Origin of the sequence: Acetobacter lambici (assembly GCF_011516885.1) — a bacterium.
In the GTDB taxonomy this organism is placed as follows: Bacteria; Pseudomonadota; Alphaproteobacteria; order Acetobacterales; family Acetobacteraceae; genus Acetobacter; species Acetobacter lambici.
This window is the reverse complement of sequence record NZ_WOTD01000006.1, coordinates 89,717-112,125: the sequence shown is the minus strand read 5'-3', so window position 1 is coordinate 112,125 and position 22,409 is coordinate 89,717. Positions and strand designations below refer to the sequence as shown.

Here is a 22,409-nt window from a genome sequence, read left to right as displayed (position 1 = left end):
TGCCCGCGCAAACGCCGATTACAAGGAAACGCCTGTTACGCCCTTGTTGTCTTTATAGGTTTTTACAAAACGCGATACCAGAGCAATATCCCCCGGCGGGTAGCACAGGTTGGTATTGCTGCCATCTTCGAGCGGCCAGACATTCAACCCGATATCATTGTATATGCGAACAAAACTGTCCCCCACCTGCCAGAAGGCCAGCCGTAACCCCTGCTGCAATGCCAGATCGCGCAAACGCCAGATGGCCGAAATACTGTCATCCTCCTCGCCCGCGGGGTCTCCCAGTCCGATCAGCATGTTCTCCCGGCAGATAAAGGGAATAACCGCGTCACGCGCTTCCCCTTCCACAAAGCCTTCGGGCTTCATGCCCGCAATATCGGGCAGGGCATGTCTGAGCGTTTTGTAGTGCTCGGCCATGTCCTCTGTCCAAGACTGGATGGGAATACGGGCAGGCCACATCAACCGGGCCAGCACAACCAGCGCAAGCAGCACAGCAAGGGCCACGGTCCAGCGTACAGCCCCATGCGCGGGCGATGCCAGCATAAGCTGCCACCAGCTACCCGCCCCTGCATTGCGCGTAGCCAGCGCAATAATGCAGCCAAAAAACAGCAGCAGACACAAAAGATTGGAAAGCGAGAGCGGCTCACTCAGCAATTTGGCGCGCCGGTAATAGCAGTTACGGAACGGCGCAATAAACAGCGCGGACAGACCCAGCATAAAGGGCACAAAAATTGTGTTCCCACGCAGGAAGGTCATGACCGTTGCCACCAGCAAAAGCCCTAAAGCGCCCCGCCAGGCCAGTGTAACCCGCTGGGAAAGACCAATGGCCAGACCGATGAGTGCTACCCCCATGAGCGAGAGCAGATAATTACCCCCCACATGCACCAGTCCAGCAAACGTATCGGGCAGCATGGAAAACTTGGGAACTGGCTCCATCAGCACAAGACAGAGCAGCAGCACCCCGCATAACGAGACAGTCCCCGTTGCCACTGCTACGGAAAAAGCAGCTTCGCTCTCACGCACGACCTGACTGGGCCTACGCCGGACAAGCTGCGCATCCACCCCACGATTGCGGTTTTTCTTTTCGGCAAGGGCTGCATCCCCACGCAGAAACAGTTCATGCCCCGCAAACATGATCCCGGCGATAAAGAGGGGAATAATGTAATAAAAAAGCCGGAAGATCAGCACCATACCCAAAATCTGGGGAGCGGGCATATACGGGCCAAGGGCCAGCAGCATGGCCCCATCAAATACACCCAACCCACCTGGTACGCTGGCAACCAGACCCGCCGTATAGGATGCGATGTAAATTGCCAGAAAAGACCCAAAATCCACCCCACACCCTTTGGGCAGCAGCACAAAGGCTATGCTGGCGGTCGCGGCCACTTCCGCCGTGGCCACCACAGTCTGCATGATGGCCATACGGGGGGATGGCAGTGCGATCACCCATTTACGGAACCGGAACTCACGTAGCCGGAAGGCCAGCCCGATATATCCGGCCACCATCAGCCACAGCAACCCGCCAATACAGGCCAGCAGTGCCTGAGGTACGCGGTTGCCAATACCGGGGAGTACAGCGGGTTCCAGAATAAGAACCGCGCCAATAAGGACCGCCGCCCCCAATAGGTAGGTAGCGGAGCAGAAGGCAATAATCTGGGTAATGGCAAAGGCGTTAACGCCCCAGTTGCGGTACAGCCGATACCTGACCGCAGCCCCGGATACCGCCGAAAACCCAAGATTATGCGACAGCACATAGGAGCAGAACGCCGCAAACGCCGCCCTGCGGAACGGCAGTTGCCCATACCCGACCTGAATGGCGGCCAGCCGGTCGTAAAAAGACAGGATGAAGTAGGAAAGCAGCGTACACCCAACGGCAGCCCATAACTGGAAGGCGGGAATAGCCTCCATGGCCTGCCGGATATCGGCCATTTTCAGGTGCCGCACCTCATGCTGCACCACAATAATGGCGGCCACCATAAGCAGCAGCCCGACCAGATGGGGCAGATGCCTCAGCCTTTTTTTCCATCCCTTCTCCCCCGCGTGGAGGTCAGGCTGCTGGTTGGGGGGCTGGGTCGTCTGCGTCATCTGCTGCCATACCCTGCTTAAACCTGCGTATCTCGCAGGAGGGCGGCGTCAATCAGGGCAATGGTTTCGGGCACACCATACAGCGCGACAAACCCGCCAAAACGCGGCCCTTCCTTTTGCCCCAGAAGCACCTCGTACAGGCAGCCAAACCAGCTTCTGAGTGGCTCGAACGCATGGCGTTTGCCAATTTCGAACACAAGGTTCTGCAAGGTGGACGCATCGGCGGCTTCCCCTTCAAAACCGCGCAGGGTTTCTGCCAGATCGACCAGTGCCGCACGTTCCTTGTCCGTTGGCGCGCGGAAGGTTTTGGCCGGACGTACAAAGTCCGCGTAATAGGCGATTGCGTGTTTGACCAGCTCCGCCAGCATGGGGTGCGTTTTGGGTGAAACAGCTCCGTCGTAGCGGCGGATAAAACCCCACAGCACTTCTGGCGTATCCGCATTGGCAACACTGGCCAGATTGAGCAGCATGCCAAACGGCACCGGACTACCCGCATCCTCTGGCACTGTGCCTTTATGGATGAACCATGCCGGATTTGCCCGCACGTCATTACCCGTCGGGTTTTCCGCCTGAAGGGCACGGGCCTTGTCCGCATGCGTCAGGTAGTCATCCGCCGTTTTGGGGATCACATCAAAATACAGCCGCTTAGCGCGCTGCGGCTGGTTGAACATGAACTGGCCCAGACTTTCGGGCGGGGCGTAACGCAGCCACTCCTCCACCGACAGGCCATTCCCCTTGGACTTGGAGATTTTTTGCCCCTGTTCGTCCAAAAACAGCTCGTATGTCAGGCCCGCAGGCGGTGTACCGCCCAGAATTTTGCAGATCCGGCCAGACAGACGCACGCTATCAATCAGATCCTTGCCCGACATTTCGTAATCAACGCCCAGCGCGTACCAGCGCATGGCCCAGTCGGCCTTCCACTGCATTTTGGCGTGACCACCCGTCACCGGTGTTTCAAACACCTCACCCGTTGCGGGGTCCGTCCAGCGCACGGTGCCAGCCGCAACATCAATGGCGTCCATTTTAACCTGCATGACCTCACCCGTATGGGGGTGCAGCGGCAGAACAGGGGAATAGGTCGCGCGGCGGTCCGGCCCCAGCGTGGGCAGAATAACGGCCAGAATCTGGTCATGCACTTCCAGCACCCGCCGCAAGGCCGCATCGAACCGGCCAGAGGTGTAATACTGGGTGGAAGACGCAAATTCGTATTCAAAGCCAAAGCTGTCCAGGAACGCGCACAGCCGGGCGTTGTTATGGGCGGCAAACGACTCGTGCGTGCCAAACGGGTCCGGCACGCGGGAGAGCGGCTGACCAATATACTTTTGCAGCATTTCGCGCTGGGGCACGTTGTCGGGCACCTTGCGCAGGGCGTCCATATCGTCCGAAAAAGCCAGCAGGCGCGAGGGACGGCCCGTCAGGGCCGTGTAGGCCTGCCGCACCCAGGACGTGCGTGCAACCTCACCAAAGGTGCCAATATGGGGCAGGCCCGAGGGACCATACCCGGTTTCCAGCAGAGCCGGGCGCTCATCGGCACCTGTGCTGCTACGTGTTGCAACATGATCGGCCAGTTTACGCGCCTCTTCAAAAGGCCACGCGCGCGGAAGATCGGAAGCGGATGCTGTTTGGCTATCTGACATGCGCGGGAAGCTATGAATTGCACGGCACCCGGTCAATGCAAAAACGCGCAGGGCACCCTTTGGAGTGTAATTTTTACGACCATTGACCCCGCAAACACTCCGCTCCATCCTTCACGCTCATTCAAGAAGCCCAGAACAAAAGGTCAGACCCGAGTCATGCGCCGCACTTCCGCACTCATCCTTATTGGTAACGAAATCCTTTCTGGCCGCACACGGGACGACAACATCCAGTTTCTAGCCCTCCGGCTGGGGGAGTTGGGCATTCCGCTGGTCGAAATCCGCGTGATCCCCGATATCCGGTCCACAATCGTCAACACCGTAACGGAACTGCGCGCCCGCTTTGACGAGGTATTTACAACCGGTGGCATTGGCCCAACGCACGATGACATAACATCCCCCTGCGTGGCCGAAGCCTTTGGCGTGCCATGGGAAATTCACCCCCCCACCTTTGCCGTTCTGGAAGAACGCTTTGGGGCGGAAAACTTTAATGCCGCCCGCCAGCGCATGGCCAAACTCCCCAGAGGCGCAACCCCCATTGCCAACCCCGTATCCATTGCTCCGGGTTTTAGCCTTGGCAATGTGCATGTTCTGGCCGGAGTGCCCCGCATTATGCGCGCCATGTTTGATGAGTTGGCGCCAACCCTGCAAAGGGGAGCCCCCGTCTTTTCGCGCACATGGCACACCACATTGCTGGGGGAAGGCGCACTGGCCGATGGGCTGGAGGCTATTCAGGACCGCTTTGCGGACCTTGACCTTGGCTCCTACCCTTTCCACCGCGAAGGGGAACGCCATGGCGTAGCACTTGTGGCCAAGGGTCAGGATATTCAGCGTGTGAACGAGGCCGCACAGGCCATTCATGACCTGCTGAACGCAAAAGGCGGCTCACCCGTGGAGGGTGAACCGCCTGTCTGATCCACTCAGGCACGCCATGACTGACCGCCCGTTAAAGGTGCGGTCAGTGCAGGGCTTCGCGCCCCATGGCCAAAAATTTCTCGCGGCGCAGTTCTTTGAGCTTCTCAGCGGCCAGCGGTAGCAGGTCCTTGAGCATAGCCCCCAGCACACCACGCACCGCATCCATGGCAGCGGCGGGGTCACGCTGGGCACCCCCCACGGGTTCGGGAATGATCTGATCAATCAGGCCAAGGCGCTTGAGGTCCTGTGCCGTCAGACGCAGGGTTTCCGCTGCCGTGCTGGCCTGTTTGGGGTCACGCCACAAAATGGAGGCACAGGCCTCGGGCGAGATCACGGAGTAAATGGCGTGTTCGAGCATAAGAACACGGTCCCCTGCCCCCAGCGCCACCGCACCACCAGACCCACCCTCGCCAATAACCGTGGCGATCAGGGGGACGGGGGCGTCAAAACAGGTAGCAATGGAGCGGGCAATGGCCTCGGCCTGCCCACGCTGCTCCGCATCAATACCGGGCCATGCGCCTGCGGTGTCGATAAACGTGAGAATCGGCAGCTTGAACTGGCCAGCCATCTTCATCAGGCGTTGGGCCTTGCGGTAGCCTTCTGGCCGGGCCATGCCAAAATTATGCTGGAGCCGTGTTTCCAGGTCCGAGCCACGCTCGGTCCCGATCACCACCACGGGCATGCCATCAAAACGGCCAATGCCACCAATAATGGCCTTGTCATCCCCAAACAGCCGGTCGCCTGCCAACGGTGTAAAATCCGTTATGAGCCGACCAATATAGTCCTGCGTGTGCGGACGCTGGGCATGACGGGCCACCTGCACTTTCTGCCAAGGTGTAAGCTTGGCGTAGATCGTGCGCAGGTGCTTTTCCGCCTTATCGGAAAGGCGGGCCGTTTCTTCTTCTATATTGACCCCTTCGGGGTCGGTCATCTGCCGCAGTTCGTCGATCTTGTTCTCAAGTTCGGCGACGGGCTTTTCAAAATCCAGGAACTGACGCATGAGCAAAGCCGATAGCACAATGGCGCTTAAAGCCAAGTCACTTCGTGCATCCAAAAGTGTTCTGGGCGCGCTTTTTGCCCCTCAATCGTCCAAATCAGCGTTTTTGGAGGCCGAAAGAGGATGATGCTCGGCCACAACCTGCCGTAACCGCTCGGTTTGTACATGCGTATAAATCTGGGTTGTGGCGATGTCCGCATGACCCAGCAGCATTTGCAACGCACGCAGGTCCGCCCCATGCGCAAGCAGATGGGTGGCAAAGGAATGGCGCAGCACATGGGGCGACAGACGTGCGGGGTCCAGTCCGGCTTTTTGCCCCACATCATGCAGTATCCGGTCAAAGGCCTGCCGGGTCATGGGGCGTGTGGGGTCTCGTCCGGGAAAAAGATAAGGGCTGTTCAGCCCGGCATCAGCCACAACCAGCGCCTGTGCGGCCTGCCGCGCACTATCGGACAGGGGAACAAGCCGCTCCCGCCCGCCTTTGCCGCGCACGCTGAGCATACGCTGGTCCCCCGCCAATGCCTGCCGTGGCAGCCCCAGCAACTCGGAAATACGCAGCCCAGATGCGTACAGCAGTTCCAGCGCCGCCAACGCCACAAGTGCTCGGCGTTTTTTGGCGGCGGAGGCTCCCTCTGGCTCCACGCAGGCATCCAGCAGGGCCAGCACTTCCGATTCGGATAAAAAATGCGGCAGAGCCTGCTCCGCACGGGGGGAATCGAGGTGTTCGGCCGGATTATCCGTCCGCAGCCCTTCACGCAGCAAAAACAGATAGAACTGTTTTATGCACGACAGCCGGCGCGCAACAGTCCGGCGTGACTGCCCCTGTGCGGACAGGTCCGCCAGCCAGCCACGCAGCCCTTCAACTGTTGCGGTGCGCAGGGTCTGCCCCGCTCCCACCAGACTTTGCGCGCAGGAGTCGAGATCAGCCTGATAGGCCAGCAGGGTATTGGGGGCGGCCGCACGTTCGGCCGCCTGCATTTCCAAAAAAAGCTCCACGCCGCCTGCCGCATTGCTCACGGGTGAGCGGGAGCCGTATCCGTGGGGGTAATGCTGAGCTGGGCGGGTGCGGCTGGCACAACAGGCGTTACAACGGGAACCGCCGGGGCCGGAGGTACGGCAACAGACGGGGTCGTGACCACCGCGTCCGCCGCAAACGGCAGGTCATGGTGAACAGGCTGCTGCACAGGCGGCCGACCAGCAACCCCCAGAGCGGCAAAGCCCCCCAGCGCACCAAGAACAACAACGGCAAAAACAATCAGAACCGTACGGCTCATACAGGCAGGCTCCCCTAACAACAGATATAGGTGTGTTCTTTCTGCTCTATGTTAAGCTAGGCTTCATGTCATCACGTATCTCCTCCCCCTCCCCAACCACGGACCCGCCGCCCATCCCGCTTGATCTGGAGCGGATTGTCCGCAATCCGTGCAACAACGGCATGACATCGGAGCGCAGCATTGTGCTGGTCGGCCTTATGGGTGCTGGCAAAACAACTGTTGGTCGCCACCTTGCCACCAGACTCGGCCTGCCGTTTGTTGATGCAGATATTGAGATCGAGCGGGCCGCTGGCTGCTCCATTGCCGACGTGTTCCAGCTTTATGGCGAGAGCGCGTTCCGTGATGGTGAGCGCCGGGTGATTCGCCGCCTGCTTGAAGGCCCCCCCATGGTGCTGGCCACAGGAGGCGGCGCATTCATGGATGCCCAGACTCGCGCGCTGGTGCGCAGGCAGGCTATTTCGGTCTGGCTGCGCTGCCCGCTGCCGGTCCTGCTCCGCCGTGTTGCCGGGCGCACGCACCGGCCACTGCTCAACACCGCATCCCCCAGGGATGTGCTGGACCGGCTGATGACCATCCGCCACCCGGTCTATGCCGAGGCCGAGATTATTGTCGATTGTGGAGACAACAACGTGGAACACACCACAACCCGCGTTATGGAAGCGCTTGCCCTGTCCCGCCGTCCGCTACGGTTACCCGTCTCCCTGTCCAGAGCGTCGTATGATGTGGTGATCGGCACGGACCTGATCAGCCGCGCGGGTGGGCTGCTGGCACCTGTGCTCCCCCAGAAAAACGCCATTATTATTACCGACAACAACGTAGCCCCGCTCTACCTGCAAAAGCTGGAAGATTCGCTGCACGAAACAGGCGTACGCACCCGTAGCCTGCGCGTAACACCGGGCGAGCAGAGCAAATGCCTGACCATTTACCAGCACCTGACGGACGCGATTCTGGAACAGGGCGTGGAGCGGCGCACAACCATCATCGCCCTTGGTGGGGGAGTCGTGGGGGACCTTGCCGGGTTTGTGGCCGCCACAACCCTGCGTGGACTGCCATTTGTGCAAATCCCCACCACCTTGCTCTCGCAGGTCGATTCCTCCGTGGGCGGCAAAACCGGCATCAACACCCGCTGGGGCAAAAATCTGCTGGGCGCGTTCCATCAGCCTTTGTGTGTGCTGGCGGATGTGACAACGCTCAGCACCCTCCCCCGGCGCGAACTGGTCGCGGGTTATGCGGAAATTGTTAAGTCTGGCCTGATCGGCGACCCGGCTCTTTTTGACTGGTGTGAAAAACACGGTGCCGCCGTGCTGGATCAGGAGCCCGAAGCTCTGGCCGAAGCCGTGCGGCAGGCCTGCGCCTTCAAGGCCCGCGTTGTGGCGGGGGATGAACGCGAAGAGCAAAAAAGCAACGGACGCGCCCTGCTCAACCTTGGTCACACCTTTGGCCACGCGCTGGAGGCCGAGCTTGGCTACGATGGTCGCCTGTTACATGGCGAGGCCGTGTCTATCGGGTTGCATCTGGCCTTCGCACTTTCGGTCAGGCTGGGGCTTTGCCCGGCGGAAGATCAAATCCGCGTGACCCAACATCTGGAAAACCTGAGCATGCCAACGCACATTCGGGATCTGCCCCAGACCTTTGCCGTAGACGACCTGATGGCCCACATGCAGCGGGACAAAAAAATGCAGGATGGTCGTCTGTCATTTGTTCTGGCCCACGGAATCGGTCGCGCCTTTACCACACAGGATGTTCCTGCTGATGCGGTCAGGGAAATACTGATCGCCGATGGTGCGCGGGGGTGAAAGAAGTAGAGGCATGCACTTTATTTTAAGAGCGTTGCAAATTTGCAACCCTGTCTTAATTCCGCCTTATTCTGGCGCGAGAGCATGCCTCAGATCTGCATTGGCAGAGCTAATGGATACAGTAATCGAAGCAACTACAACGCCGCATGCATCCAGTTCATATTCATGCTGCAAAATGATCTGTTGCAACGAAAGCACTGCTGTGTCTTTTAGTCGACAAGAGTATGAGAGGTCGCCTTTCCCGAATGGGTGGTAACCTCTTTATACGAATTTTTGGTGCATCGGGTGGTCAGTTACGCCAGTAATTGGTAGAACAGGCTCACCTAGATGAAATATTGAGGGCAAAAAATGCGTCTCCGCACGGCGTTACTCGCAACAACCCTGATGGCAGCGGCTCCGGCGGCCGCATCCGCCACCACCATCACCGGCCCGTATGTCGACCTTGGCGGCGGCTACGACCTGACTCAAACCCAGACGTTCAAAACCAAAGCTGGTACTGAACCCGGCTCCAACAAGGTTGGCCACAAAAGCGGCTGGACCGGTTACGGTTCCGTTGGCTGGGGCTTTGGTAACGGCCTGCGCGCTGAAGTGGAAGGCACCTACCTGCGTTCCAACCTGAGCGGCAGCACTGGCAACGGTGATCGCAACAAAGGTAAGGATTCTTCCTACGGCGGTTTCATCAATGCTCTGTATGACTTCGACCTGACGAAGTTCGGCATCAACAACGTGCCTGTTACACCGTTCATCGGTGCCGGTGCTGGCTACCTGTGGACGCAGGAACACCAGAACTTTGGTTCCACGGCCGGTTACCGCGGCACAAAGGGTGGCTTTGCTTACCAGGCCATCGTCGGTGCAGCATTCGACACGGGCATTCCGGGCTTCCAGGTGACCGCGCAGTACCGCATGATCGGTCAGCCGGGCTCCTTCCGTAACGGCCAGTTCGACGACGTTCGCTCCGGCACTGACCGTACCAGCGTTGACCATCGCTTCAACCACCTGTTCATGGTTGGCCTGCGTTATGCGTTCGATACGGCTCCGCCGCCCCCGCCGCCGGCTGCTCCGATCGTTGCCGCTCCGGCACCGCTGCCCGCACGTTCCTACCTCGTGTTCTTCGATTGGGACAAATCTGTCCTGAGCGCACGTGCACGTCAGATCGTGGCTGAAGCCGCTCAGGCTTCCACCCACGTCCAGACCACCCGCATCGAAGTTAACGGTTACACCGATAACTCCGCAGCACACCCCGGCCCGCGCGGCGAAAAGTACAATCTGGGCCTGTCCCTGCATCGTGCTGAAAGCGTAAAGGCTGAGCTGGTTCATGACGGCGTTCCGGCTGCCGCCATCGACATCCATGGTTATGGTGAAGCCCATCCGCTGGTCCCGACCGGCCCGAACACCCGCGAACCGCAGAACCGCCGCGTGGAAATTATCCTCCACTAATCGGTCTGCTCCGGGTTACTTCGGAACAAAAAAAGAGAGGTACCCTCACGGGTGCCTCTTTTTTTGTGCGTTGCTCAACCACTACGCAACGAGAGAGCAAAGCCTTATATATTTTTGTTTTTGGATGGAACTTCAGCCTTCATTGTTTTTTCCATTACTATTCGCTCCCAAGAACAGTTTGAGTGCAAACCTCTACCCCTCCCGCTCAGCAATGGCTGAATACGTAAGGATAAAGCCTGCAATCAGGCACATAAAATCCAATAAACACTGTTTTTTCAAAGAATAATCAACATTTGCGCCACAGGGTCCGGATGGGTGGACTACATTCCCCATACCCTTGGGCCAATTGCACCAATGCTTATAAAGCCAGTAAAGACTGGCGTGCCCAGTTTGGCAAAACCTCCTGTTTGATTAGTTCAAACATTATTGGTTCTACACTTGGTCTGATGATCTTCTGTTCTGCTCATGATGGTTGAACTCGACCAATCCTATGGCTTTTTCAGCGGTCTTTCAGATTGGCACAAAACACCCCGAACAACATGAATACATCCGGCGGATAATGCTCTGAACCTTTGCCATTCATCATGCTCAAAGCATGGAAAACCAAACGGCTCCGACCATCACGGTCATACCGCAGTCATCAACACTCATGATCATGCCACCGGTTCAGCACCGGCTCACTGCAAAACCAATATGTTGAGGAGGCATCCTTATGCGGAGCATATCCAACCTTATTCTAAAACCAGACAAGACGGTGTTGCTGAGCACCTTCATTTTTTTATATCTTGCCCTGATCATATTTTTCTGACTTTTGCGTGGTATGCGCTTAGTTTCTCCCTTCATATTGTCCCCACGCCTGCTACGCTTTTTAAAATTCTGCGTTGTCGGCAGTCTGGGTTTTTTATGGGACGCAAGCTCAGTTTACGCGTTGCGTCCCATAATCGGGTTAACCGCTGCAACGCTGGCTGCCTATTTTATTGCGGCAACATTCAATTGGCTTCTCAACAGCCTGTGGACATTCCGGGGCGTGGGCCACCATAGCCACCCGGTCCTGCAATGGCTGCGATTCCTTTCCGCCAACAGTTTGGGTTTTTTTCTGAACCGTGGAACGGTTTACACACTGTTTTACGTTTTCCCGCTTTGCATCCAGCATCCAATACTGGCTCTGGCCTGCGGCAGTTTTGCCGGGTTGATAGCCAACTTCAACCTTTGCCAGAAAATAGTTTTCCGCGAGAAACCACCCACCTCGGCCCTTGAACTTGCAGAAATGACCGTGGAAATTCCCGCCACCGATCACACACACAATACCGAGCCATAATCCTGCCCTCTTTCAGAGAAGCACAGGGTGCGCTACATTTACCCCAAGGTTTAAGAGAATACTGCGCATATCACCCGGCCGTGAGCATCATTCTGCGCTATGCGGGAAGGTATTACGCGCCCAACCAGTTTCAGGACTTTGCTGCCTCACGCCATGCTGACAACAAATGAAATCCGCACCGCTTTTCTGGACTATTTTGCCAGCAAGGGCCACCAGATCGTCCCCTCCTCGTCACTCGTGCCGAGCAATGACCCCACCTTGCTGTTTACCAACGCAGGAATGGTCCAGTTCAAAAACGTGTTTACGGGACAGGAGACACGCCCCTACTCGCGCGCGACAACCGCCCAGAAAGTGGTCCGCGCAGGCGGCAAACACAACGATCTGGATAATGTCGGTTACACGGCCCGGCACCATACGTTCTTTGAAATGATGGGGAACTTCTCCTTCGGGGATTATTTCAAGCCTCAGGCCATAGAACTGGCATGGACCCTGATGACCAAGGGTTTTGGCCTGCCAAAGGACAAACTGCTTGTTACCGTCTATGCCGAGGATGAAGACGCAGCCGGTCTGTGGCGCTCCATTGCCGGGCTGGATGACAGCCGCATTATTCGCATTCCCACCTCGGACAACTTCTGGCGGATGGGCGATACCGGCCCCTGCGGCCCCTGCTCCGAAATTTTTTATGATCATGGCCCCGATGTTCCCGGCGGCCCCCCCGGCTCCCCCGATGAAGATGGCGACCGGTTTGTCGAAATCTGGAACCTTGTGTTCATGCAGTATTTCGAAGACCCGCCGGGCACGCGCTCGCCCCTGCCACGCCCATCCATTGATACGGGTCTGGGGCTGGAACGCTTTGCCGCCATTATGCAGGGCAAGCGCGATAACTATGACACGGACACGTTTGTCTCGCTCATCAACGCATCATCGGATCTGACCCATCAGGCCGTGGATGGGCCGTTCAAGGCCAGCCACCGGGTTGTGGCCGACCACCTACGTTCCACCGCATTCCTTATTGCCGATGGCGTTCTACCCGCCAAAGACGGGCGCGGTTACGTCCTGCGCCGGATCATGCGCCGCGCCATGCGCCATTTGCACATGATGGGCACCACGGACCCGGTTTTTTACAAACTGCTGCCCGCCCTGATCCAGCAGATGGGCACAGCCTACCCCGAACTGGTGCATGGTGAAGCCCTGATCCGTGAAACCATGCGCGGTGAGGAAGAGCGCTTTAAAGCCATGCTCGACCGTGGCCTGCACCTGCTAGACGACGAAAAAAGCAAGCTGGCCTCTGGCGCACCACTCCCCGGCGATGTGGCCTTCCGCCTGTACGACACATTTGGCTTTCCGCTGGATCTGACGCAGGACGCCCTGCGTGGTAGCGGCCATGATGTGGACGTAAAAGGCTTTGATGACGCCATGACCATCCAGCGCCAGCGCGCCCGCGCCGCATGGACTGGCTCGGGCGATACCGCAGTAGAGACCATCTGGTTTGAAGCGCGCGACAAATTTGGCGCATCCGAGTTCCTTGGCTATTCCACCGAACAGGCAGATGGCGAGGTACTGGCCCTTATTGCGGGCAATGCGTTCGTGCCAGAAGCAACAATCGGGCAGGAAGTGGCCGTGCTGCTCAACCAGACCCCGTTTTATGGCGAAAGTGGTGGTCAGGCTGGCGATACAGGTTTTCTGACCGCTAAAGGGCTGAAAGTCGCAATCCGCGATACACAGAAAAAAGCAGGCGACCTGATCGTGCACTATGGCACGGTGACCGAGGGCACGCTCAAGCCCGGCATGGCGGTCACCGCCACCGTGGACCATGACCGCCGCTCGGCCATACGTGCCCACCACTCCGCGACCCACCTGCTGCACGAGGCCATGCGCCGCCGCCTTGGCGCGCATGTGGCACAGAAGGGCAGCCTGAACACACCCGACCGCCTACGTTTTGACGTCAGCCAGCCCCGCCCGATTACGGCAGAAGAACTGGCCGATATCGAGGCAGAGGTTAACCATCGCATCCGCCAGAATGCCGCCGTAACCACCCGGTCCATGACCCCTGAAGAAGCCATTGCCGAAGGGGCTACCGCCCTGTTTGGCGAAAAATATGGCGATGAGGTCCGCGTGGTGGCCATGGGTCCGGCCGAAGATGGCAAAGGAGCGTGGTCCATGGAACTGTGTGGCGGCACGCATGTGAGCCGCACGGGGGATATCGGGCAGTTCCGCATTGTAGCCGAAAATGGTGTTTCCGCCGGTGTCCGGCGTATTGAAGCCGTCGCGGGCAAAGCCGCCGAATCCCTGACCGCAACAAACGAGCAAAGGCTGCTCCAGCTTGCCAGCATGATGAAGGTCAGCGTAGCCGACGCGCCCGAACGACTGGCAACCTTGCTGGAAGAACGCCGCGCCATGGAACGCCAGATTGCCAACCTGCAACGCCAGATGGCCACAGGCAGCGTTGCAGCCGCTGGGGTGGAAAAAGTAGGCGCGGCCCGTCTGGCCACACGCAATGTGGGCGAAACCCCGGCCCGTGAGCTTAAAGGGCTGGCGGAGACCATTCTCAAGCAGGGCGAGGCCGATGTGGTGGTCCTGATTTCCTGCGCTGATGGTAAGGGGAGTGTTGTGGCAGCCGTAGCCCCTGCCCTGACCGAAAAGGTGAACGCAGTGGCACTCGTCAAGGCGGCCAGCATTGCCATGGGCGGCAAGGGTGGTGGTGGACGCCCCGACATGGCGCAGGCCGGTGGCCCCGATGGTGCGGCCGCAGATGCTGCCTTTGCCGCCGTGCGGGATGTGCTCAAAACAAGCGCCTGACACTAACGCTGCAAAAACGGGGGAGCGGAACAGGTATGGACCTTCCTGTTCCGCTACTTCCCCTTGGTCCGTCTTTGGCGTAAGGATTGAGTTATGTCTTTACTTGCATCCCTTAAACTTGTTGTGGCACGCCCCCACCCCGAAGCCCGCCCGTTTCTGCTGGCGTCCGGTGCTGTGTCTGCCGTGTCCTACCTGCTTGGCCGCAAGCTGCGCTGCCCCAAGCTGCGCCTGCTTGGCCATGCCAGCACCGGTTTTTTTGGCTTCTGCCTTTATTTTTTCCGTGATCCGGAACGTGTAACACCTGCCCGCAACGATGTGGCGGTAGCCCCCGCGGACGGACATATTGTGTCCATTGAAAAAATTGCCCCCCCCAAGGAACTTGGCATGGGGGAAACGCCCGTGTGGCGGATTGCCACCTTCCTGTCCGTGCTGGACGTGCATGTTAACCGCATGCCTGCTGCTGGCACGGTCACCCGTATTGCCTACCATCCGGGCCTGTTCCTGAACGCAAGTCTGGACAAGGCGTCCGAGCAGAACGAACGCAACGCGCTCAGCCTGACCCTGCCAGACGGACGTATGCTGGCCGTGGTCCAGATTGCTGGGCTGGTGGCACGCCGGATTGTCTGCTCCGTAACCGAAGGAATGCAGATGGAAGCGGGTGAACGGTTTGGGCTGATCCGCTTTGGCTCTCGCACTGACCTGTATCTGCCGCCCGGCGTTGAGCCGCTGGTAGCCGTAGGTCAGACCATGGTTGGCGGTGAGACCGTCATGGCGCGTCTCTGACAAGCCTGTGACACTCCCCGCACCAACATCCCCTCCGGCGGTTCTTCCCGACCCCAAAAATCCCCAGCAGCCGCGCCGCCGCAAACGGCGTGTGCGCAACAAAAGCCGGGGGCCGTCCTTTAACCGCCTGATTCCCAATATTTTAACAATGTTGGGGCTTTGCGCGGGCCTGACCGGCATGCGCTTTGCCATTGAAGGGCGTTTTCAGGCGGCAGCCGCTGCCCTGCTGATTTCCGCCTTTATAGATGGGCTGGATGGTCGCATTGCCCGCATGTTACGCGGCGCCACGCGGTTTGGCGCGGAATTTGACAGTCTTTCCGACTTTTTGTGCTTTGGGGTCGCGCCGTCCTTCCTGCTGTATTTCTGGGCTATCAAGGACAGCAACCGTTACGCTTTTCTGCCCTGCCTGCTGTTTACGGTCTGCATGGCGCTCCGCCTTGCGCGCTTTAACGCCAATCTGGATGGGGAAGAACTGAAACCCAAATATGCCAGTAACTTTTTTACCGGCGTACCCGCACCCGCTGGGGCTGGGCTTGCCCTTTTCCCGCTCTTTTTGGGGCTGGAAGCACAAAAACTTGGCATAGACTGGCTGTACAACCTGACCCGCCTGCCCTGGCTGCCAGACTTTACATTAACCAGCACGGCCCTGCTTCTGGTTTCCACCCTACCGGTCTGGTCGTTTAAAAACTTTAAGGTGCCAGCCCAGTTTGTGCTGCCACTTATGCTGGGAACCGGCATTTACGCCGTTATTCTGGTAGCCGACCCATGGGCTGCACTAGCGGCGGCGGGTGTGATCTATATGGTTTTGCTCCCCTTAAGCCGACGTAGCTTTCTCAAGCTAAAAAAAGCGGCGGAAGAGCTCCACAAAGACGATACTGAAACGCCCTCAACTCCCTGAGGGCGTTTCCTTTTGTCCACTCTGTGCCGCACTGCCCAGCAAAGAGCATAACCCGTTCAGGATTTCCTGCGGGCTGGGGGGGCAGCCTGTAATGGCCAGATCAACCGATACCCGGCGCTCCAGCCCCCCCATGACGGCATAATTTTCGTTGAACACGCCGCCATCAAGCGCGCAGGTGCCAATACTGATAATCCCTTTAGGGTCGGGCATGGCCTCCCACGCGGCTTGCAGAACCGGGGCCATGGTGCGCGTAAGGGGGCCGGTAACCAGCAGAACATCCGCGGCACGGGGGGAGTTTACAAACCCGAACCCAGCGCCCTGCATGTCATATGGCAGGCTGGTCATGGCCTGTAATTCCATACCACAACCACCACAGCCACCTGTATCCACATGAAAAAGCAGCAGAGGCCAACGGGGGCCAAGGGGCTTGCGCTTTTGCCGCCCCTTCCAGAACGCTGTATTCATGACCGCGCGGATCAGCCCCATGAGAGGCCCGCCCTGTGCCTGTTCATTCCCGTTCCCCTAACCATCCAGCGCCGCCGCGTTCACACCCAGCGAGCAGGCCAGTAATGCCGTATCCTCTGCCTGATGGTTAGGCAGAGCCTGCTCAAACACCAGCAGGGCCGAGGTTTCGGGCTTGCGGCAGAAGGCCTCCGCCACACGACCATGCGCCAGACGCACCCAATACAGCACGCCGCCCCATGGCCCTTCGACCAACCCTGTTCCTTCTCCATCCTGCATGGACAAGGGCACGTTCCCGCCTGCTGCAAGCCCTATACGGGCGAAGGCAAGGTCAAGCATCCGCAGGCTTTCCTCCATCTCGTCCAGCAGCAGCAGGGCGCGGTCCTCCGCCGTGCCATTCTGCCTGCCCGATGTATAGCGCCACAGGCCGTCATACGCGGGCATCATGCGCCTACCATCACAATCCCACCCTGCGGCACGGGCTACCGGACCATCCAGCCCGACCCGTTCCAGATCATCGGCCTGCACACGCCCCACACCGCCGAGCAATGCGGCAAGGCCGGGGTATTCGCGCCACAAAAGCACCAGTTGCGGGTAGGCCTGTTGTCCCAGTTCATACAGTCTGGCGCACAGATCCCCCATCTGGGTCGCATCCCGCACGGACAGGCCACCGGGGATGCACACATCCATCAGCAACCGCGAGCCGGTTACAGGGGCTGCTTCGGCCACCAGTTTCTCGCGCAAAGCCATGCAGTGCGACGCCACCATATGCGCCCCCGCCAGCCGCGCCATGCCCGCCAGAGTATAAAGATGGTGGAACAGCCGCTCCATCTCCAGCAAAGCCACGCGAAGGAGTGCGACCTCCGCCCCCACGCTCTCTCCACAGGCATTTTCCACTGCCTGACAGAACGCAACCTGATGGGCAACAGAACTACCCGCCGCAACCCGGGCACTCAGACGGCAGACATCCTCCACCCGCGCATGCCGCGAGCGGGCGGCAATGCCACGGTGGGCGTAGCCTGTCTGTGTTTCGCCATACGCGACAAGCGTGCTGGACAGGACAAGCCGCGTGTAAAACGGTGGGGTCAGAGCACCAGAGGCAGGGCCACGCTCATCCACCCGCCCCTGTGCCGCCGCCATGGCGTCGGACGGCTGGAAGGTAATAAGTCCTTTGTGCTGCCCTCCCCGCCCCGGAGCCAACCCCAGTGGGGTTGTGGCGGACCATACATCATGGTCAAGCAAAGGGCGGACATCCACCGCCCACATGGCCTCGGCACCAAACAGGTCATAGATCGCGCGTTCGTACAGGCTGGAGGCAACCCGTGCGGGCGAAAGAGCCGGGTAGCGCCCCCCTTCGAGCGCCAGAGTTGCGGCTAACGGGTGTCCATCGGGCAAAAACAGGGCATGCACATCCGCCCCGTCACACCACAGGCCAACAAAGGGCAGGTCGTCACTGCGGAGCAGGTCCACCATGTCTCGCCATGCCAGTTCATCAAGCCGGAAGCGCCATGGGGTAGCCGTCTGCTCACCCGCGTAAATAAGGGAGACAACATCCATCAGAACGCTCCGAGCATCATGGCCAACGGCACCAGAAAGCCCATGATCGTCAGGACTGAACACGCCACACGCCCGGCCATATCCTCCGGCCAGAACAGGCGCGCGGCCTCCCTGTCCGGCACGGCGCGCAGCACGGCAGCCAGAATACCACACACGGTCAGAACCGCCACAGGCCATGACCAGTCAGTCATGACGGAAAGCAGGAGCAGGCAACCCACAAACGGCGCACCGGGGGGAAAGCACGCCAGAACATTAACCGCCCAGCCGCGCCCACTCCGGTTGCCCCCCGCAAGGCACCACCCACACAGGAACAGCAACGCCGCAACATCCGCCTCCACCCCAACGGCCATGAGTGCGAGCGCCGAGGGAAATGTGCGGAACAGTCTCTGCCTGTGCCCCGCACGGCCAGCACTGGCCGTTAACCAGACCGAGACAAGACCCGCGGCCACAAGGGCCATCTCAAACGCAGCACCACCATGCCCGCGCAGCCGCATGGCCAAAAGGATGGATGCGCCAGCAAAAGGGAGGAACAGAAAACTGTCGTTCCGGTCGCGCCAGAACTGACCAAACGGCGCCAGACCGGTTAAAATAACAAGACCACAGGCCATCATCAGGCCAGAAACCGTGCTCCCCTGTGGCAACAGCAGTCCAGACAGCACAAGGACGGTACCCACCGATCCGGTTCGGATTAACCCCCACCCGGTTTTGGCCCGCCCGGCCGGGCGCGTGAACACGAACACCCCCCACGCCAGAGCCAGTTCCAGAATACCCAACCCCACGGCGGGTTCAGGGGCCACACAGGCCAGCCCCGCCAGAGCGGTGCACACGTGGGGCAGGCTGCGCAACAGCCGATCAGGCTGAACGGCGTTTTCCAGCACCAGCAACAGCAGACCAAACGCCAGCATAACCCGGCCTGCCCTTTGCACCGGGTCATCATCCCAACCGCTGGCGTTGCCACCCACCGAGGGGAACATGAACACGATAACCGAAAGAGCGCAGCCAATACCGGCCATCCATATCGCTGCCTCGCGGCTGTGCGGGGCAGGCAGGGCCGCCACAACCAACGCGCCAACAAAGGGCCATACAAACGCAAGGGCGGCCAGAAAAACTGTGGCTTCCATACCCATACTCATGCGTCTGCCCCTCCGTCCGACGGGTCAGCACGTCTGGTGGTGCGCTGGCCCGCAGCGCGCAGCGGCACAACACGCGGCATAATCCGGTGGATACACATGCCACCAAGGAGCAGCACCACCGCCCCGGCCAGTGCCGCCACACCCAGCACCACGGGCTGGCGGCCCAGCACGGCGGACAGCAAAATACCTTCGATACAGGTTAAAAGCCCCGCCCATTGCCAGACCATGCTCTGGCGGCACACAACGGCCACAAGGCCCGCCACCATGGTGCACAACCCGGCGGGAAAAACCGTGCTCCCCGCGCGGCTACAGGCAAGCAGCAGCAGAACCATTAGCCCCAGAGCAAAAAACGGCACGGCGGCACCGCTGCGCTCAAGCGTGGCGTCATGCTGGTAGCGAGTTAAAAAGAGCGGGGGCACAGCCGCAAACAGCAGCGCCAGAGCAGCTCCAACTTCCTGCAAAGGAGTCAGTCCATCCACCAGCATGGCCAGAGCGGTTACCACCCCCGCAAGCAGCAGAAACCCCACACCGCGCGCAACAACGCACAAGGCCACCATGGGCACAAGAATGGCAATAAGGGTCATTGCACCTCCTCCATGCCCGTGGTGGAGGCCTGTGGGCCACCTTCCTGCACCGTTGCGGCTACATTGGTGTCATCACGTTCAGGCAATCTGGGGTGAACAGACCATGTGACCTGCAAGGCCAGAACCCCAAGCAGAAAAATACTGACCAGCCGAACGCGTGCGCGCCGCAAGGGAGGCAGCACAACCAGCCTGACCAGTGCCAGCAACACCCCCGCAAACATCAGTTTTACACCCCAAAGGCCAAAACCAAGCAGGTACTGGCTGAGCCATTGTTCCATTCCACCATCATCGGGCAGGGCAAGGCTACCCGGCCATGCCGTATCCAGCGCCAGCACGACCCACGCAATCTGCACACAATCGGCGGCCCAGAGCCACATGGCGCGCTCCGGCCCTGCCAGCAGGGCGACCTTCTCATCCTGCACGGGCCAGGCCAGAGCCGGGACCAAAAACAGCGCAACACCAGCCAGCACAAAAGGCGCGCCATCCGTCACGGGGGAAAGCCCATGCACCCGGGCCAGAAAATCCGAAAAATCACGCGCGCCACAGAGCAGAAAAACCGGAACCAGCGCAGGCAGCAACAGAAATGCTCCCAGCATGCCACGGGCACCACGCACCGCACCCAACCCACCGTCGAGCACACATGGCACGTTCAGCAGCACAAGCGCCATAACCAGCACACAGCAGATCAGCAACAACCCCGGTGCGGGCAGGTCTGGAATGACCAGCGTAAATGCAGGCGTAAGCCCGCAACCCAGCACAGCCAGCACAAGCGCTCCCGCACAGGCAATACCAGCCAACTGCATGCCGTTTTGCCCCAGGCGAGGGCGACGGAACTGATGCCATATATCCTGCCACCGGCCCATGACGGGAAAGGACGACACGCCCGACAGACGCCCGGCCACCCGCCCGACAAGCCCGCTCAACCACGGGGCCGCCAACACCATGGCCAGAGCCTGTACCACCATGAGCGGCAGAAAAAGGAGGACCCAGCCCCAAGGAATGGAATGCGTCATTTACCCACAAACAGCCCTGCCAGCAGGCCCACCCCCATAAGAAGCAGAATAAGGACCATGCCCTGCGCTTCGCACCAGCCCGTGACCATGAACAGCCTGCGACGTGCATACCGCCACAAAACCACTCCCCTGCGCGGCAAAGCTCCCGGCGCGCGCAGGGCCGTAACCGTACTGGGCGCGGACAAAAAACCACGCCATGCTGGCCACAAAGGCAGCCGATCCATGCCCGCATCGTCCTGCGGCCCGCTCTGCGCTGGCGTTGTATCGCACAACGGCGCTCCCTGCCGCCATGCGGTTACCTGCCGCGTGGTGGGGGCAAAGGGCATAAAACCAAACAACCGGACCAAAAGACCAGTAGCACACAGCGCCAGCGCCACACCCAGCAGAACAAGCATGGGGGTCAGGCGAGCGGCATGGCCAGCAAAATGCACAGTGGTCAGATCCTGCCATGTTATGGGCGGCAGCGGCGGCCCCACGACCAGATGATCCGCTACGAACAGCCAGATACCTGGCAAAAAAGCCAGCACACTGGCCAACACCGCACAAACCCACAAAGGCAGGACCATGGCTGGCACGGCATCCACCGCACCCGCTGGTCCAGACAGAAGCAACAGGCCTGCGCGCACCAGACCGGCATTGAACACAACACCAAGACCTACAAAAAACACAACCAGCACAAGCGCCAGCAACGCCATGACCGGCTGCGTGGCCTCGACCGAGTAATTCCCGCCCGCCAATGCCGCCCACAGGACCAGAAACCCGCCACATGGCGGCAGGGCAGAACACTGGAGCAACACAACACCCAGCAGCCATCTGGCGGATTGGGTGCGCAGCACGGCACTGCCGATAGCCTCCCTCCACTGGGCGGTCCACAATATACCCAGCAGCGCCACAACGGGACCACCCATACCCAGAACAACCGTTGTACGGAACGTATCCGCACCACCAAGGGGGGAGGAAAGCGCAAGCACAAGGGCAAACACCAGCATGCCGTACCAGCACGCTGCCAACCCCGCCACAAGAGCCGTACCCTGCTGGTCGCGCATGGCCTGTACAAGCCCCGCACAGGCCACCACACCACCACACACCAGCAAGACAACCTGAGAGAGCAGAGGTAGTTCCCCCACCTCCGCCAATAGGCGGCCAAGCAAGAACAGACCAATACAGGCAGGCAGAACAGCCAGCGGCCCCCGCTGGACGCCAACAGCCCAGCCGACCAGCAGAACCATAACCCCCAGCAACGGCACGGACAGACTGCTATCCGCAGGAATACAGGCAGGCAGAACAGCAAACGGCAGGCACAGCCCACGCTTGCCGCGCCCGGCCAGCAGCACAAGAGCCGTGCCTGTAAAAAGCCCAAAAACCAGTGGAGACAAAGCCAGCACGCCCAAGCAGGCCAGCACGCAGGCAACACCCGCACGCCCCCTGCCCACCAGCGCGCCCACACACGCCAGAATGGCCAGCATGGGCAGGGAGGGTCCATCCGCCCCGAATACGGGGAACCACCCCAACTCCCCTTCCACCCGAAAGGACGCCCCGATCAGGGCCGTTACCCCGGCAAGGCCCCATAAGGCTGCCAGAATTTCCGCCCGCCAGAATGCCGTGCCGCGCAGGAGCCTGTCCGGCACCACGGCAACAACACCCAGCGCCACCAGCACCAGAAGCAGACCACAAAGAACACAAGAAAGAAGAATGGAACCCGGCCCCAGAAGCTAAGAACATAA

At 59.8% G+C, this 22,409-nt stretch carries 18 protein-coding genes; 7 read left to right on the top strand and 11 right to left on the bottom strand.

Going from position 1 to position 22,409, the window contains the following annotated elements; translation table 11 throughout:
• Positions 1–18: 18 nt before the first annotated feature.
• Together GOB86_RS05210 and GOB86_RS05205 are read right to left on the bottom strand one after the other, a co-directional pair.
• On the bottom strand, positions 19–2,085 hold the full coding sequence (locus tag GOB86_RS05210; RefSeq protein ID WP_165991301.1) for a lysylphosphatidylglycerol synthase domain-containing protein: 2,067 nt from the start codon (positions 2,083–2,085) through the stop codon (positions 19–21).
• Positions 2,086–2,102: 17 nt separating this feature from the next.
• Complete coding sequence (locus tag GOB86_RS05205) at positions 2,103–3,722, bottom strand: lysine--tRNA ligase (RefSeq protein WP_165991300.1); 1,620 nt, start codon at positions 3,720–3,722, stop codon at positions 2,103–2,105.
• Between the two features lie 156 nt (positions 3,723–3,878).
• On the opposite strand from GOB86_RS05205, the gene GOB86_RS05200 reads away from it, so the two are divergent.
• Complete coding sequence (locus GOB86_RS05200) at positions 3,879–4,634, top strand: competence/damage-inducible protein A (RefSeq protein WP_165991299.1); 756 nt, start codon at positions 3,879–3,881, stop codon at positions 4,632–4,634.
• Positions 4,635–4,677: 43 nt separating this feature from the next.
• On the opposite strand, the gene GOB86_RS05195 is transcribed toward GOB86_RS05200, so the two are convergent.
• From GOB86_RS05195 to GOB86_RS05185, 3 genes are all read right to left on the bottom strand, one after another.
• Complete coding sequence (locus GOB86_RS05195) at positions 4,678–5,634, bottom strand: acetyl-CoA carboxylase carboxyltransferase subunit alpha (RefSeq protein WP_165991298.1); 957 nt, start codon at positions 5,632–5,634, stop codon at positions 4,678–4,680.
• 81 nt (positions 5,635–5,715) lie between these two features.
• On the bottom strand, positions 5,716–6,648 hold the full coding sequence (locus GOB86_RS05190; protein ID WP_338421512.1) for a tyrosine recombinase: 933 nt from the start codon (positions 6,646–6,648) through the stop codon (positions 5,716–5,718).
• Entirely contained in the window at positions 6,645–6,905 is a 261-nt protein-coding gene (locus GOB86_RS05185) for a hypothetical protein (RefSeq protein ID WP_165991297.1), read from the bottom strand. Before GOB86_RS05185 ends, GOB86_RS05190 begins: the two co-directional genes overlap by 4 nt.
• A 65-nt stretch (positions 6,906–6,970) precedes the next feature.
• Here GOB86_RS05185 and aroB point away from each other — a divergent pair, with 65 nt between their 5' ends.
• The 6 genes from aroB (at position 6,971) to GOB86_RS05155 (ending at position 15,936) form a co-directional block, all read left to right on the top strand.
• Complete coding sequence (gene aroB, locus GOB86_RS05180) at positions 6,971–8,701, top strand: 3-dehydroquinate synthase (RefSeq protein WP_165991296.1); 1,731 nt, start codon at positions 6,971–6,973, stop codon at positions 8,699–8,701.
• 348 nt (positions 8,702–9,049) lie between these two features.
• Positions 9,050–10,138 carry an OmpA family protein gene (locus tag GOB86_RS05175; RefSeq protein ID WP_165991295.1) on the top strand — a complete coding sequence of 363 codons (1,089 nt, stop codon included), beginning with the start codon at positions 9,050–9,052 and terminating at the stop codon, positions 10,136–10,138.
• Between the two features lie 820 nt (positions 10,139–10,958).
• A complete protein-coding gene (locus GOB86_RS05170) occupies positions 10,959–11,456 on the top strand; it encodes a GtrA family protein (RefSeq protein ID WP_165991294.1) in 498 nt (165 codons plus the stop codon).
• 153 nt (positions 11,457–11,609) lie between these two features.
• On the top strand, positions 11,610–14,255 hold the full coding sequence (gene alaS / locus GOB86_RS05165; RefSeq protein ID WP_165991293.1) for an alanine--tRNA ligase: 2,646 nt from the start codon (positions 11,610–11,612) through the stop codon (positions 14,253–14,255).
• Positions 14,256–14,348: 93 nt separating this feature from the next.
• Positions 14,349–15,038 (top strand): phosphatidylserine decarboxylase, encoded by a 690-nt coding sequence (locus GOB86_RS05160; protein WP_165991292.1) that lies wholly within the window; start codon positions 14,349–14,351, stop codon positions 15,036–15,038.
• A 7-nt stretch (positions 15,039–15,045) separates the two neighbouring features.
• The gene (locus GOB86_RS05155; protein ID WP_165991291.1) at positions 15,046–15,936 is read left to right on the top strand and encodes a CDP-alcohol phosphatidyltransferase family protein; all 891 of its coding nucleotides are present in this window, start codon (positions 15,046–15,048) and stop codon (positions 15,934–15,936) included.
• Here GOB86_RS05155 and GOB86_RS05150 read toward each other — a convergent pair.
• The 6 genes from GOB86_RS05150 to GOB86_RS05125 are packed head-to-tail and all read right to left on the bottom strand — an operon-like array spanning position 15,925 to position 22,343.
• Positions 15,925–16,422 carry an NADH-quinone oxidoreductase subunit B family protein gene (locus GOB86_RS05150; protein WP_165991290.1) on the bottom strand — a complete coding sequence of 166 codons (498 nt, stop codon included), beginning with the start codon at positions 16,420–16,422 and terminating at the stop codon, positions 15,925–15,927. The genes GOB86_RS05155 and GOB86_RS05150 overlap by 12 nt on opposite strands.
• A 36-nt stretch (positions 16,423–16,458) precedes the next feature.
• Positions 16,459–18,018: an NADH-quinone oxidoreductase subunit D-related protein gene (locus GOB86_RS05145; RefSeq protein ID WP_253543647.1), complete on the bottom strand. Its 1,560-nt coding sequence runs from the start codon at positions 18,016–18,018 to the stop codon at positions 16,459–16,461.
• On the bottom strand, positions 17,955–19,088 hold the full coding sequence (locus GOB86_RS05140; RefSeq protein ID WP_165991289.1) for a hypothetical protein: 1,134 nt from the start codon (positions 19,086–19,088) through the stop codon (positions 17,955–17,957). Before GOB86_RS05140 ends, GOB86_RS05145 begins: the two co-directional genes overlap by 64 nt.
• Positions 19,085–19,672 carry a hypothetical protein gene (locus tag GOB86_RS05135; protein WP_165991288.1) on the bottom strand — a complete coding sequence of 196 codons (588 nt, stop codon included), beginning with the start codon at positions 19,670–19,672 and terminating at the stop codon, positions 19,085–19,087. Before GOB86_RS05135 ends, GOB86_RS05140 begins: the two co-directional genes overlap by 4 nt.
• On the bottom strand, positions 19,669–20,685 hold the full coding sequence (locus tag GOB86_RS05130) for a hypothetical protein (protein ID WP_165991287.1): 1,017 nt from the start codon (positions 20,683–20,685) through the stop codon (positions 19,669–19,671). Before GOB86_RS05130 ends, GOB86_RS05135 begins: the two co-directional genes overlap by 4 nt.
• Positions 20,682–22,343 carry a hypothetical protein gene (locus GOB86_RS05125; protein ID WP_253543649.1) on the bottom strand — a complete coding sequence of 554 codons (1,662 nt, stop codon included), beginning with the start codon at positions 22,341–22,343 and terminating at the stop codon, positions 20,682–20,684. Before GOB86_RS05125 ends, GOB86_RS05130 begins: the two co-directional genes overlap by 4 nt.
• Positions 22,344–22,409: the final 66 nt, after the last annotated feature.